The following is a 14350-nucleotide window of genomic DNA, read 5'->3' on the forward strand; positions in this document are numbered from 1 at the left end:
GATGAGTAACGATCGCAAAACACCCACCATGGCAGACATAGCCCGCGTCCTGGGCGTTTCGCCGATGACCGTGTCGCGAGCCTTCAAGGCCGACAGCCTTGTGAGCCCGGAGACCCGAGAAGCCATTTTGAAGGCGGCAGAAGAGCTGGGTTATGTCTTCGACAGCACGGCTGCCAATCTGCGCTCGCAAAAATCCGGCTTTGTCGCTGTCACCATTCCCTCCATCAACAACGCCAATTTTGCCGATACGGTCGGCGGTCTCTCCGATACGCTCGCCAAGCGGGATATGCAGATCCTGCTCGGCTACACGAACTACGATATCGATGAGGAAGAGCGGCTGATCGAGCAGCTTTTGCGCCGCAAGCCGCAGGCGATCGTCGTAACCGGCGGAACCCATACGGATCGCGCGCGCCGGCTTTTGCAGACGGTGGCGATCCCGGTCATCGAGACCTGGGACATCCCGGTCGATCCCATCGGCCATTATGTCGGATTTTCCAATAGAGCCGTCATGCGCGACATGGTGGATCACTTCGTCTCCCTCGGCTGCCGCCGCATTGCCTTTATCGGTGGCGATGTCGCAAGGGATTCACGCGGCAGCGAACGCCGGCTTGGTTTTGTCGCGGCGATGCAGGCGCACGGCCTGGATGCGACCAGGTTGATCGCCGCCGGCTCACCGCCGATTTCGATGCGCGAAGGCGCCAATGCCATGGCGAAGCTGATCGATCTCTATCCGGATACTGAGGCCGTCGTTTGCGTCTCGGATCTTGCCGCCTATGGCGCGCTCACCGAATGCCGCCGGCTCGGCGTTCCCGTGCCGGAGCGGTTTTTCATCGGCGGCTTCGGTAATTATGAGATCGGCGAGGTCTGTGTGCCGACGCTGACGACGATCAATGTTTTTGCCCGGGAAATAGGCGTGCGCACTGCACAATTGATCATCGATATATTGGACGATATCCAGCCGGCCGGCGATGTCGGCATTTCGCCGCAGCTGATCGTGCGTGAAAGCAGTCGGCGATAGCGATTGACTCTCCTTGGTAAAATGGCGCGATCCGAGACCGCGCCATTTTCTTTTCAAACTCGGATCACTTGGCCCAGAGCTTTTTGTACTCGTTCCTGTAACCATTGTCCGGATCGAAGCTGTTCTTCGGGCCGCCGTCGGACTGGATGTTGTCCGATGTCACCACATGCAGCGGCGAGAGGTATCCAGACCACTTTTCGCCGGAGAAGGCGCGATTGAGCTCATCGACGAGCTGCCAGCCCTGGAGATTGAGGGGCTCGGCAACGGTTACCTTCTGATACTGACCGGCGCGGATGCGTTCATAAGCCGATTGCGAGCCGTCGCCGGCGGCAACGTTGATCGGCGCGTCCGTGCCGCCCTTGCCGGCAGAGGCGAGGGAGGGACCCATGAAGTCGAAATAGAGGTCGTTGATGGCGAGCGAATGCGTCCAGTTGTCACCGTACTTCTGCAGAAGGGATGTCGTCAGCTGCGGCATGCGCTGCGAAGTCTCCGCAATCGGGGTGTCGACATATTCGAGCACCTTGCCGCCCAGCCGCTCGATCTCCTGCTTCATCCTGTCTGCCTTGGCGATGGCGATCGCGTAGGTGGAATCGGTGAAGATGATGACGCCAGGCTTGCCCTTCGCATCGACAAAGGCCCAATCGGCCGCAGCCTTGGAGACCTCCATGGCATCCGTGCTGACATTGGCAAAAAGGCCGTTCTTGTCGTCTGGGCCGATGGTGGGGCCGGCATGCCAGGCAACGAGCGGGATCTTGGCAGCTTTTGCCTCTTCCAGCGCCGGCGCTTGCTCCACTGCATCGAAGCCATCGATGATGATGCCGTCCGGCTTCAGCGCCATGGCCTGACCGAAGGCGGCCGTGCGTCCGCCGATGGAGCCCGCGCCATCGAGCACCTTCACCTGCCAGCCGATCGTCTTTGCCGCTTCCTCGACGCCGTTGCTGACGCCGAGAATGCCGCCATTCTTGAGGTCGCCGGCGAGAACGACGATTGTCTTGCCCGTCTGCGCTTTCGGTCCGGTCGTCGGACCGTCCCATTTGGTGACCGGCGTCGCATATTTATCGACGACGGCTTTCGCATCCGTCATCGGATCGGCATAGGCCTGGCTTGCGCACAATACGAGCACCGCCGTTGTAGTCTGCAGGAATTGTCTGCGTTTCATGTCTTTTCCTCCCTTTGGATATTCAAACTGAGATGATTTTCACTTTTCCGTCGGCTTGGTTGACAATTGCGGCGCCTGCACCGGAGCCATGCGCCCTGCGTGACTGCGACGTCGTTGCGCATAGCCGGCAATGCCGATGGCAACGAGCAAGGTGACGCCGTTGAACAGCGGCTCGACATAGAAGGAGCCGCCGAATTGCTGGATGCCGGCAATGCCGACCGCCAGGATGATGACGCCGATCATCGTGCCCCATACGTTGACGCGGCCGGGCTTGATGGTGGTGGAGCCGAGGAACGCGCCGACCAGCGCCGGCAGAAGATATTCAAGCCCGACGCTCGCCTGACCGATGCGAAGCTTGGAGGCGAGCAGGACGCCGGCGATGGCGGCAAGCGTGCCTGAGGTGACGAAGGCGCCGATGACGAAGCGACGGACGGGGATGCCGTTCAAGGCAGCGGCCTTCGGGTTGGCGCCGATGGCATAGATGTAACGGCCGATCGGCAGATATTCGAGGACGATCCACATCACGAAGGCAAGCGCCAGAACGTAAATGCCGGTGATCGGCAGGCCGAAGACCATGGTGCCGTTCAGCGCATAGAAACCCTGCGGCAGCATGCCGACCACCTGCCGGCCGCCCGTATGCCAGAGCGCGATGGCATAGAGAACGGTGCCGGTGCCGAGCGTGGCGATGAAGCTGTCGATCTTGGCGATCTCAACCAGAAGGCCGTTCAGAAATCCGGTGAAGGCACCGAGCAGGATGACCACCAGCACGGCGATGGGCCAGGGCAGACCGAACATCGTCTGCAGGCTGATCGCCAGCACATGCCAGAGCACGATGCCATAGCCGATGGTCAGGTCGATGCGACCCGCCGCCATCGGGATCATCGCTGCGAGCGACAGGATGGCGATGATCGTCTTGTCGGAAACGATCGAGCGCAGATTGAGCATCGTCGGGAAGGTCTGCGGCAGCATGATGGAAAACAACAGGATCAGCAGAGCCGTCAGGATGACGAGGCCGTAGACCGGCAGGAGGCGCTGGATTTTCTGTCCGAAGCTCATGGCAGACAGTTCGGAGCGAGTGGGCTCAAGCGCATTGGATTCGATCGATTGCATGGTTTTCCTCTCCGGTTCAGGCCGCTTCGGATGCAGATGCGGCGGCGATGACCGCCGGTGTTGTGAGATCCGTACCACTCAATTCGCGCACGATCCGGCCGCGCGAGAACACAAGGGCACGATGGCAGATATGGGCGATTTCCTCGAAATCGGTTGATACAACGAGGACGGCCAGACCGCCTTCGACTGCCTCGGCAATCAGCCGATAGATATCGGCCTTGGCGCCAACATCGACGCCGGCGGTCGGGTCCTCGGCGATCAGCAGCTTCCTGCCGGTTGCCAGCCATCGTCCGACAACGACTTTCTGCTGGTTGCCGCCTGACAGGGCTTCGATGGCAAGGCTCTGGTCGTTGGGTCTCAGGCCGACCTGACTGCCGAGCGAATGGGCTTGCTCGGCTTCGCGGCGTGGCGACAGGAACGAGAACAGACTGCGGCCGGAAGCCCCCGGGTTCAGAAAGGTATTTTCACGCAGGCTGAGCGACATGGCGACCGATTCCTCGGTGCGGTCCCGAGCAATCAGACCGATGCCGGACGCCATGGCGGCGACCGGGCTCGAAAGATCGGGCTCGGCATCGTTGAGGCGTACTGTGCCGTTCGATGGCTCGCAGCCGAACAGGGCGCGCCCGATCAACTCCTGACCGGCGCCGCGCAGACCGACAAGGCCGAGTAGCTCACCCTGCCTGATATCGAAGGACACTGGTCCGGCGCCACGGCAGGACAGATCCTTGACGGAGACAATGGCGGGGCCGATCGCCCGCTCCGCCTTGACGAACAGCTGATCGGCCTTGCGTCCGACGATCATGCGGATCAGCTCATCGGGCGTGGTTTCGGAAACCGGCTTTTGTCCCACCAGTTGTCCGTCGCGCAGCACGGCCACACGATCGGCGATGCGAAAGATCTCATCGAGCCGGTGAGAAACATAGATCATTGCCACGCCGCGCTCCTTGAGCGGGCGGATGGCTGCGAACAGCTTCTCGACCTCATCGGCCGGCAGGCTGGCAGTGGGCTCGTCCAGAACCAGTACGTCCGCCTCGACGGCGAGCGCGCGGGCGATCGCCACGAGCGATTTTTCCGTTCGGGTCAATTCCTGAACGCGGGTCGAGGGGTCGAAATCGCAACCGACGAGCTTCAGCGCCTCGGCAGTTCGGCGCTCGGTAGCCCGCCAGTCGATCAACCGGGCACGCAGGGAGTAACCCTGGGCAAGACCGACGTTTTCGCCCACCGTCATCCATTCGATCAGGCCGAGGTCCTGATGAATGAAGGCGACCGGCTGGCGTTGATTGGGTTGCGGCGGGCGGTGCTGATAGGGCTTGCCGCGAAACAGGATCTCGCCCCCATCCGGCTTGTAGATGCCCGCCAATGTCTTGATCAAAGTCGATTTTCCGGCGCCGTTTTCGCCGAGAAGCGCGAGAATTTCTCCCTGCTTCAAATCAAGCGAAACATTCGCCAATGCGCGCGTGCCACCAAACTCCTTGGTGATGTCGCAAAATTCGAGCAGCTTCCTGTCGTCCATTTGGCTCCTCCCAAAGCTTCGATGGAAAGAGGCTATGTTATCGATAACATCTCGTCAAGTGCTGCGATGATGACATCATCCAGATGCTGGATTTTCGTTTTTGGCGAGGAATTTTTTATGCAAAGACAACCATGGATTTCTTTATAGTTGAAATAAATTTCGAACTTGATTGAATCTTTTACAGCAGATTTTGGTATTGAGCAGGATTAATTCATAATATCAATGGAAGTGTACTGCCGCACTTCTGGAGTGTATTAATTTCATCTCGTGCATTTCCGCCATAAATCCGCTAAAGTGGGCGCATATCCGTATTTTAGGCGGAAATATTATTTTATCATAACTTAAGAAATGCCTCAGAAAGCAAGCCGGGCTCCACAAGGGGATAGTATTTGAGGTACGTTACTCAGTCGGTCTTTGAGATAGAGGGTGCGGAAGCCGAAGAAATGACGGCGCACTACGAAAGGACCCTGTTTCCGGCGGTAGTGGAACCCCTGCATCCGCGTACGTTCGTGTCAGTGGAAGACCGCCATTACGCGCTGGGCGACTTCAGCGTCTGGAATGGGAAATGCCGTTCGGGGATGAGCGTTACATTGTCCGGCGGCCCTGATGCCTACGTGCTTTACCTTCCATCCTCGGGAAAGATGGCTGTTGATATCGGCGGCAAGCGGCTTGAGTCCGAGCCGGGCAGGGGCCTGATGGGGAACATGTCGTCTTTCGAGAGGCTCATATTGCATGAGCAACGCAGCCATATCGGCATCGCATTCGAGAAATCCATGGTGACCCGGCAATTGAGCGAATTGTTAGACGCCCCCGTGGTCGACGGTCTGGAGTTTACGGGCACAATCGATCTGTCGGTTGCAGAGGGCCTCCAGATTGCGAGCCTGGGCCGGCTCATCTGGGAGAGCCTGACGGCAGAGGATGCCGAGCGATCCTCCTCGCTTTTCAGCGAGCGGCTCTTGCAGGCGATGATGATCGCGCTGCTTGAGGTGGTCCCCAACAATTATTCAATGCGATTGCTCAGGCCCGCGTCACCGGCAGTCCCGAAGACGCTCAAGCGGGCGGTCGATTATATGCACGCCAATCCGGGATCGAACATGGGGATCGCGGATATCGCGCGGGAAGCTGGCGTGAGCGTGCGGACGCTGCAGGCGGTATTTCAGCAATTCAAGGAAACGACGCCCCTGAACTATCTGCGCACGATCCGTCTGAAGGGCGTGCGGAACAGCCTGACCGATCCCGGATGTTCGAAATCGGTCGCCGAAGTCGCGCGCGATTGGGGGTTCTCCCATATGGGGCGTTTTGCGGCCCTCTATCACCTGTCCTTCGGCGAGATGCCTTCCGATACGGCAAGGCTCCGCCGGGGACAGAGATAGGCTCGGTTTACCCTTGCGGTTCGACCGGGCGCGGCGGAGTACGGTTATTCGCCGGCCGAGTTGGCGATGCGGCAAAGATTCTTGCTGACGCCCGGGGCGACTTGTCCTGGCTGCACCATGAAAAGAGCATCGACGCGGCTGCCCTTGCCATTCTTGCGGACAACGACACGCAGGGTTTGTGGCCGGCCGGAGCCGCTGGTTTCCTGCTGGGCAGTCAGTGTGCCGAGCTTCTTCTCCGCGTTCACATCGACAAAACCTTCGGCCAGAACGGCGCGGGAAACCTTGTCGAAGGCGGCATTGGGATTGACTGACGGGAAAACCATCCAGGTTTTGTAGGTAATGGCCGTGACTAACGGAACGCCGCTGCTCTCATAGTGATCCGCGCAGGCATCTGCCAGCGCCGGAGAAGCCGAAATAACTGCAAGTGCGAACGCAAAACCTATTCTTGTAAGCGTCATCATATAGCCTCTTGGTTGAGTGGGGGCGGTCAAACCATTGCGGCGAAAGAGATACTATCCTGCCGGGAACATGTCTATCTCAGACAACGCTCATAAATGGCAGATTCTGACCCGTGATTTTCTCCGGTCACGGATGCGCACCGGCTCCAGCGTCGACAAAAGTATCCCGCATAGCGCGCAATATGATCACGGCGGATGCCGCTCCGGGGTCGATGTGCCCGAGGGATCGCTCGCCGAGGCGGGCTGCCCGGCCACGGGCAGCGACCATGGAGCTTGTCGAATTTGCGCCGGTTTCGGCTGCCTCCAGAATGGCCTTCCACATGGGAGCGACGTCAAGGGAGTGTGACAAGGCATCGATGGCGGCTTCTGCGGCGGGTATCCAGGCATCCAGCATGGTCTTGTCGCCGCGCTGTCCCTTGCCACGCTGTTGAATGCCAGCGCGCATTTCATCGATGATCATTGCCTGGCAGGCGAGCGAGAGCGATTCATCGGATTTCATCGCTTGCGAAGCCCTGCGGAAGGCGGTGGCGTAGAGAGGTCCGGTCGAAGCGCCGACGGCATCCAGAAAGGCCGAGGCCGCAACGGCGAAAATTTCGGAGGGCAGGGCCTGGCTGGCATCGAGTTTTGCCAGTTCGGCATTCACCGCCATGAAGCCCAGCGACATGGTGATCCCGTGGTCGGCATCACCGATCGCGCCATCCAGCTCCGAAAGATGATCTTTCTCGGCATTGATCGCGATGGATATGCGCTGAAACATATTGCCCAGGCATCGTGCGGCTTGTTCCGACATCGTCTTCCTCCCGGTCCCAGCAGTCTCGGAAGCCGCCGGGTACATTCTTATACGATCATCCGACCCGCAGAGCGAAGGTGTCGCACGGATGGTGCAACAGCTCCGTCAGCTCCTGGTCGAGATGCAATATGGATATGGATGCGCCGACCATGTCGAGCGACGTGCAGTAGTGCCCCACCCAGTTCGCCTCGATCTTGATATCCTTGGCGCTCAGTCTCTGCTCGACACGCCGAAACAGTATGTAAAGCTCCATCAGCGGTGTCGCCCCGAAGGAGTTGATCAAGACCGCCACCCGATCTCCGGCAGCAGGCCTCATCTCCGTAAAGATGCGGTCCATGACGCGGTCGGTGATCTCGTCGGCGGTCATCATTCTCTCGCGGGTGACGCCGCGTTCGCCGTGGATGCCCATGCCGAACTCGATATCATCAGGGCCGATCTCGAAATTGTGACGTCGCGTCTGCGGCAGGGAGCAGGGCTCCAGTGCGACACCCATGGTGAACGTCCGGTCATTGGCCTTGCGCGTCGCAGCTTCGCAGGCATCGAGCGACAGGCCTTTGTCGCAAGCGGCGCCGGCGATCTTGAAGATGAAGAAATTGCCGGCGACACCGCGCCGTCCCTCTCTGTCCTCGATGGGGGATGAAGCTATGTCGTCGGTCGTCAGGACCGTGCGAACCTCGATCTGCTGTTCCTGCGCCAATTCCGCAGCCATTTCGAAGTTCATGACATCGCCGGCATAATTGCCATAGACGAAGAGCACGCCTTCTCCGCGGGAAGCGGCCTTGGTGCATTCGAGGATCGGCGTCGGCGGTGGCGACGAAAAGATGTTTCCGACAGCGACTGCATCGGCCAGGCCCTTGCCGACATAGCCCAGAAAGCCGGGTTCGTGGCCGGTGCCGCCACCGATGACTAGGCCGACCTTGCCTGACCTCGGGCCGTTGCGCGCCACCAGCGCACGGTTAGAACCCTTGATCGGCGCAAGGTATGACGCGTGCGCCTTGACGACGCCGTCGAGCATTTCATCAACGACATCATCGGGATTGTTCAGGAATTTCTTGATGTGCGTGCGATAGCTGCTGGGCAGGGCTACGCTATTGTCCGTTCTTGGCCGCTGTGTTGCCTTCGGGTCGAATTCGGTCACACCGTCAGCGTTCAGAATGCCCCGGCCGGTCGCCGCGTCGGTGATGAGGACGTTGATATAGCCGCCGCGCAATGCCGCAAGAATGGCCGGCACCTTGTCAAAGCCGCCGGCGACCGCGATGCGCATGCCGATCGATTTCAGCATGTCGAGGGAGATGCCGATGGTTCTATCATCAAGCGGACCGGCGACCGGCCGGCCCTTCGGATCGATGAAGCGGCCGGCAACGACACCAACGGCGTTCTTGGCCAAATAATCCTGTAGCGAGACGGATTCGAAGAAGCCGCTGCTGTGGATCGTCGAATTCGGCCGCAGCGAGGATATGCCGAAGAGGGCCTTGTTGGCTCTGGCGAGCGTTGAAAACTGATCTTCGATCAGCGGTTCGCGCAGCAGCATGTCGCGTACTTCGGCGGTTGAGACGATGGCCGGAGCGGTAATATTGATGAGCTTGCCGCTGACGGCATTGGCGAAGGCGGCTGCACAGAGCTCCGGCGTATAGGCAAAGCGCGCCCGTGTGCCGCCGGTCGCCTGAACGATGGTGACATCTTGCAGGTTCGGAACATTGGATTGCTCGGCTATCGCCAGGACTGTCCGGCCCCAGGCAACGGCGAGCGTGTCGCCGGATTTCAGCAGCTTGGCGATCGCCTGCGCACCAGCCGTGCCGAGACGGTCGATCAACGGGCGTGTCCCGTCATCACTCGGCACCACGAGACAGTCGTGCAGTCCGAAATGGCGCTTGAGTTCCTGTGCGATGGAAAGCGAACTCAGGCGCGAAGGCTCGAGCGAGATGTTGACGATACCGCGGCTGCGGGCATCGGCCAGATAGCTGTTCACGGTTGCTCGCGAAATGCCCATGATCTCGGCGATATCGCCCTGCGTCTTGCCGTCCTCATAATAGAGCCAGCAAGCCCATACATAAGGGTCGTCGCCATAGCGCAGCGGCATGGCGTCGAGTGCGTCCGGCACACTCGCCTTGCTTCCACCTGTTTTGCTGACCGAAGATGCCTTGCCTGTCATGACGATTCACGGTTCCCCTGTTCCGCGCGAAGATGAAAGCAATGGCGCATCTTTGCAATCGCTTCTTCGAGGGACGGGCGGCGCGCGACCCCGTGCAGGGTCACGGGATCGCGCAGCCTTGGGAGATCAACCATCCTTGTCTATTGCAGCAGCGCTCGGGCGCCTAAGGAAAGCTCCTTCAGGATGATCGCGCAGGACGTGGCGCCGGCATCCAATACGCCGAGCGAGCGCTCGCCCAGCCGGCTGGCGCGGCCGATTTTCGCGACCAGATTGAGCGTGGAGTCGCGCCCTGCCTCGGCGGCCGCCACCAGCGCATCGAGCGCTTCTGCGAAGGATTTGCCGGCGGCATCGGCAGCATCGAAAGCTTCAATAGCCGGGATTAGCGTATCGAGCAGCGTCTTATCGCCCAACTTGGCGGAACCGATCGACTGTATGCCCTCAAGCCCGGCATGCAGCATCCGGCTGTAGGTGGCGCTGTCGATCGCGTCGACGCCTTCAAGCTTCTCGGCAAATTCGGTGAACATGACCCCGTAAAGAGGGCCCATCGAGCCGCCGATCTCCGTCATCAGCACGGTGCCCAGCGTGTCGAGCGAAGCTGCCAGCGATTGGTTCTTGCCCTTCAGCCGCTCCGCGGCCATGCCGAAGCCCTTGGCCATGTTCACGCCGTGGTCGCCATCGCCGATCTTGCCGTCGATCTCGCTCAGATAGGCACGGTTCTCGACGATGCGCTCAGCCATCGCCAGGACGATGTCTCCGGCCGCTGCATTGTTGAATGTCTGCATATGTATGTCCCCCTTCAGAGCAACGTCGTGCATTGGACCTCGACATCCAGAAGCTCTTTCAGCTCATCGTCGAGCGCCATCACGGTCAGCGTTGCACCGACCATTTCAAGCGACGTGAAGTAATTGCCGACGTAAGTCTTGTAGATTTTGAGGCCGCGTTCGGAGATCTTCGCCTCGATCGTGTCGTTCAGAATGTAGAGCTCATTGACCGGTGTCGCACCAAGGCCGGAAACAAGGACCGCAACTTCCGTTCCGGTAGCCAGATTGTGATCGTCGAGAACGATCTGGCACATGTCCTCGGCAATCTCGGCCGCAGTCTTCAAAGGCTCGACACGAACGCCAGGCTCGCCATGATGGCCGATGCCGACTTCCATCGTGCCAGGCTCGATCTGGAAGTTCGGATGACCGACGGCGGGCAGGGTGCACGGGCCAAGGCCGATGCCGACGGAGCGGCAGCTGTCGATCGCCTTCTGCGAGACAAGGCGTACCTCTTCGAGGCTCGCGCCGGTCGCTGCCTTGGCGCCTCCGACCTTCCACATGAAGATCTCACCCGCCACGCCGCGGCGCTTTTCGCGCTCCTCGGGCGGTGCGGAGCAGACATCATCGTTCGCGACCACGGTCGCGACTTCGATGCCGTCTTTTGCCGCGAGTTTGATCGCCATCTTCACGTTCATGTTGTCGCCGGCATAGTTGCCGTAAAGGCAGATCACGCCGCGGCCGCCATTGGCTTCACGAACTGCATCGTAAAAACTCTTGGCCGTGGGAGACGAGAAGAGTTCGCCAACCGCGACCGCATCCAGCATGTTCTTGCCGGTATAGCCGATGAAGGCCGGTTCGTGGCCGGAGCCGCCGCCGGTGATCACACCGACCTTCCCGGCGTGGGGTGCATCCTTGGCGACGACCACGCGTGGGTTTTCGGCCAAACGGACGATATCCGAATGCGCCTTGATGAAGCCTTTTACAGTGTCTTCAACGACTTCATCGGGGTTGTTGATGAACCGCTGCATGGTCTCTCCTGTCGAATTGCCGAGCGCTTGCGCTCAAAGAATTGTGTAGCCGCCATCGATCAGAAGATCGGCGCCGTTGATCATGTCCGCACCTGCGGACGAGAGGAAAACAGCCGCGGCTGCGATCTCCTGCGGGAAGGCGAAGCGGCCGGTCGGGATGCGCTTCTTTGCCGCCTCGCCCTTCTCGCCGGCCCAGGCCTTCTTGCCGAGTTCGGTCAGAACGATGGTCGGGGAAATGGTGTTGACGCAGATACCGTGCTTGCCCCATTCAGCCGCGAAGGTCTTGGACATGCCGATGACGCCGAACTTGGAGGCGCAATAGGCGACATGCTCCTCGATGGCGACCGTGCCGGCCTGCGAGGCGAGGTTGACGATCTTGCCGCCCTTGCCGGCGGCGATCATGGCGCGACCGACGGCCTGTGTTACGAGGAATGTACCCTTGAGATTGATATTTATCGTTTTATCCCAATAGTCTAGCGGCAGATCTTCAGCCGGTGCAAGGAAGACGACACCGGCGCTGTTGACAGCAATATCGATGCCGCCGAAGTGCCCGACGACATCGCTGACTGCCTTGTTGACCGAGGCCGGATCGGAAACGTCGCAGACGAATGCTTCAGCGCCGCCACCAATTTCGGCAGCCTTGGCCTTTGCCATATCGACATTGATATCGAGAACGGCGACCCTTGCGCCTTTGGATGCAAATGCCGTTGCGACCGCGGCGCCGATGCCGGATCCGCCGCCCGTGACGAGGGCGATCTTGCCCGACAGCGGGAAGTTCAAATCAATGTCTGGGGATGTCTCGGTCATCTTGTTCAAGCCTCTAGCTGGGAATTAGGTGGGGCGAGGTCTTCGCCCCACCTGCATTGATTTTACTTGCGGGTCTCAAGCAGCTTGTCGACATTGTCGACCGTTACCGGGGTCCACGGGACATTGTAGTTCTTGTCCTTGCCATCGTTGAACGGCATATCCGGATACTGCGTCCAGATCTTCGATTCCGGCTTGTAGTTACCCTTCTTGGCGGCAAAGATCGCAAGATCGAGCGCGCCCTGCGCCTGCGCGCTGGCATCCTGCAGGATGGAGGTCATGGTACCCTGCTTGACTGCATGGAGCGCATCGGTGATGCCGTCGATACCGGCAATGGCGAAATCCTTGACGTTGAGCTTGGCGGCCTTGATCGCCTCGATTGCGCCAAGCGCCATCTCGTCATTCTGGCCGATGACGCCGTTGATCTGGCCCGGATGCGACGTCAGCCAGTTTTCCATCAGCGTCTGGGCTTCGGCACGCGACCAGTTTGCGGTCTGGTCTTCCAGCACCTTCACATTCGGGCACTCGGCAAGCGCCTTCTTGTTGCCTTCCAGGCGCGAGATCTGCGCGGACTGGCCGACCGGGCCTTCGAGGATGACGACATTGCCCTTGCAGCCAAGCTTATCGAGCACCGTCTTGGCTTCCATGTAGCCGGAAATCGTATCGTCGGAGCCGACATAGGAGGTCAGGAGATCGGAGTTCACGCGGGTGTTGGAGCCGACGACCGGGATGCCGGCATCATGGGCAGCCTGAACCGCGGTAGCAGCAGCTTCGATATCGATCGGCACGAAGATGATCGCGTCGAACTTCTGCGTGATCATCGTGTTGACCTGCTCCTGCTGGACGAGAGCATCATAGCGGCCATCGAAAATGGTGAGATCGACGTCGCCGTTTTTGACGGCGGGGTGTTCCTTCAGCGCCGCCGACCAGATCTGCATGAATTCGGCATTGAGGCCGTAGGGTGCGGCGCCGATCTTCAGCTTCTTTTCCTGGGCGAGGGTCGGCGAGGCCAGAAGTGCGGTGGCCGCAGCAAGAGCAATCAGTAATTTCTTCATTATAATTCTCCTCCGTTGAAAAGTCCGGCGGTCGTCATGACGCGCCGTTTGGTTTCCGAGTGCGTAGCACCAGGATGTCTTCGGGCTTAGCCGCCCAGATTTCGCTTTTGGTCGAGCATGACGGCGCCGACGATGAGGGCGCCCTTCAGGACCTGCTGGTAGTAGGATTGGATACCCATCAGATCGAGGCCGTTGTTCATCACGCCAATGATCAGGGCGCCGATGAGCGTGCCGGTGATGCGCCCGACGCCGCCGGAAAGGCTGGTTCCGCCGATGACGACAGCCGCGATAGCATCGAGTTCATAGGCGATCCCTGCCTGTGGCAAGGCCGAGCCGGTGCGGGCCGCAAGCAGCATGCCAGCCAGTCCGGAAAGGCCACCCGAGATGACATAAACGAGGAAGCGCAGCTTGCTGACATTGATGCCTGAGGTAATGGCGGCGTGCGGATTGCCACCAACGGCATAGATATACCGGCCAAAGCGGGTTCGATTGAGGACCCACCAGGCGACGATGAAGACGATGGCCAGCAGGATGACCGGCATCGGAACGGACAAGACATTGCCAGTGCCGATCCAGCGGAAATCTGGCGTGAGAGCCGGAACCGGCTTGCCGCCACCATAGATCAACGTCAGGCCGCGCGCTGCCGAGAGCATGCCGAGCGTGGCGACGAAGGCGGGAACGGCGAAGCGCGAAACGATGAGGCCGACGACAGCGCCGCAGGCAACGCCGACCAGTATTCCGACGGACAGGGCGACATAAGGCGGATAGGGCGCTCCGAGTATGCCGGCAGTCGCCGAGGTCGTGGCGAAACTGGCGCTGACGATGCCGGTCAGCGCAACGACCGAGCCTACGGACAGGTCGATGCCGCGTGTCAGGATGACGAATGTCATGCCGATCGCCAGCACGCCGTTGATCGACGTCTGCAACAGCACATTGGAGATGTTGCCGGCCGTCAGGAAGTACTCATTCGAAAATGAGAGGACGATTGCGAGCAGAAGGAAGGCGAGAAAGATCCCATATTCCTGGATGATCAATCGGCGCCGGTCGGAGCCGAACCAAGAATTGGACTGATTGTTTTCTGTGGCGGACATTGCGAATACCTTTTGTTGCCGGACGCGTTCTTTTGAGC

The 14350-nt window shown here is 60.0% G+C and carries 13 protein-coding genes; 2 read left to right on the forward strand and 11 right to left on the reverse strand.

Annotation, left to right across the window (positions count from 1 at the left end):
* Position 1 precedes the first annotated feature (1 nt).
* On the forward strand, positions 2 to 1018 hold the full coding sequence (locus tag A6U86_RS14545; RefSeq protein WP_068392309.1) for a LacI family DNA-binding transcriptional regulator: 1017 nt from the start codon (positions 2 to 4) through the stop codon (positions 1016 to 1018).
* A gap of 64 nt (positions 1019 to 1082) precedes the next feature.
* Here A6U86_RS14545 and A6U86_RS14550 read toward each other — a convergent pair whose 3' ends face one another.
* Genes A6U86_RS14550 through A6U86_RS14560 form a run of 3 tightly spaced genes read right to left on the reverse strand, consistent with a single transcriptional unit; the run spans position 1083 to position 4800 of the window.
* Positions 1083 to 2177: a substrate-binding domain-containing protein gene (locus A6U86_RS14550; RefSeq protein WP_068392312.1), complete on the reverse strand. Its 1095-nt coding sequence runs from the start codon at positions 2175 to 2177 to the stop codon at positions 1083 to 1085.
* A 39-nt stretch (positions 2178 to 2216) separates the two neighbouring features.
* Positions 2217 to 3287 (reverse strand): ABC transporter permease, encoded by a 1071-nt coding sequence (locus A6U86_RS14555; RefSeq protein ID WP_068392314.1) that lies wholly within the window; start codon positions 3285 to 3287, stop codon positions 2217 to 2219.
* Between the two features lie 16 nt (positions 3288 to 3303).
* Positions 3304 to 4800 carry a sugar ABC transporter ATP-binding protein gene (locus tag A6U86_RS14560; RefSeq protein WP_068392317.1) on the reverse strand — a complete coding sequence of 499 codons (1497 nt, stop codon included), beginning with the start codon at positions 4798 to 4800 and terminating at the stop codon, positions 3304 to 3306.
* A gap of 389 nt (positions 4801 to 5189) precedes the next feature.
* Here A6U86_RS14560 and A6U86_RS14565 point away from each other — a divergent pair, with 389 nt between their 5' ends.
* Entirely contained in the window at positions 5190 to 6173 is a 984-nt protein-coding gene (locus tag A6U86_RS14565) for an AraC family transcriptional regulator (protein WP_068392320.1), read from the forward strand.
* Positions 6174 to 6217: 44 nt separating this feature from the next.
* On the opposite strand, the gene A6U86_RS14570 is transcribed toward A6U86_RS14565, so the two are convergent.
* From A6U86_RS14570 to A6U86_RS14610, 8 genes are all read right to left on the reverse strand, one after another.
* Entirely contained in the window at positions 6218 to 6631 is a 414-nt protein-coding gene (locus A6U86_RS14570; RefSeq protein ID WP_068393936.1) for a hypothetical protein, read from the reverse strand.
* Between the two features lie 127 nt (positions 6632 to 6758).
* Entirely contained in the window at positions 6759 to 7421 is a 663-nt protein-coding gene (dhaL, locus tag A6U86_RS14575; protein ID WP_068392322.1) for a dihydroxyacetone kinase subunit DhaL, read from the reverse strand.
* Positions 7422 to 7476: 55 nt separating this feature from the next.
* Positions 7477 to 9573 (reverse strand): bifunctional sugar-binding transcriptional regulator/dihydroxyacetone kinase subunit DhaK, encoded by a 2097-nt coding sequence (locus A6U86_RS34760; protein WP_083196836.1) that lies wholly within the window; start codon positions 9571 to 9573, stop codon positions 7477 to 7479.
* 140 nt (positions 9574 to 9713) lie between these two features.
* Positions 9714 to 10355, reverse strand: coding sequence for a dihydroxyacetone kinase subunit DhaL (gene dhaL, locus A6U86_RS14590; protein WP_068393942.1), 642 nt, complete (start codon positions 10353 to 10355; stop codon positions 9714 to 9716).
* Positions 10356 to 10369: 14 nt separating this feature from the next.
* Positions 10370 to 11362, reverse strand: a complete 993-nt coding sequence (locus tag A6U86_RS14595) for a dihydroxyacetone kinase subunit DhaK (protein ID WP_068392323.1) — start codon at positions 11360 to 11362, stop codon at positions 10370 to 10372.
* 33 nt (positions 11363 to 11395) lie between these two features.
* On the reverse strand, positions 11396 to 12169 hold the full coding sequence (locus A6U86_RS14600) for an SDR family oxidoreductase (RefSeq protein WP_068393943.1): 774 nt from the start codon (positions 12167 to 12169) through the stop codon (positions 11396 to 11398).
* 62 nt (positions 12170 to 12231) lie between these two features.
* A complete protein-coding gene (locus tag A6U86_RS14605; protein ID WP_068392325.1) occupies positions 12232 to 13221 on the reverse strand; it encodes a substrate-binding domain-containing protein in 990 nt (329 codons plus the stop codon).
* An 86-nt stretch (positions 13222 to 13307) separates the two neighbouring features.
* A complete protein-coding gene (locus tag A6U86_RS14610; RefSeq protein ID WP_068392327.1) occupies positions 13308 to 14312 on the reverse strand; it encodes an ABC transporter permease in 1005 nt (334 codons plus the stop codon).
* Positions 14313 to 14350 lie beyond the last annotated feature (38 nt).

This window comes from Rhizobium sp. AC27/96, assembly GCF_001692325.1.
GTDB lineage: Bacteria > Pseudomonadota > Alphaproteobacteria > Rhizobiales > Rhizobiaceae > Rhizobium.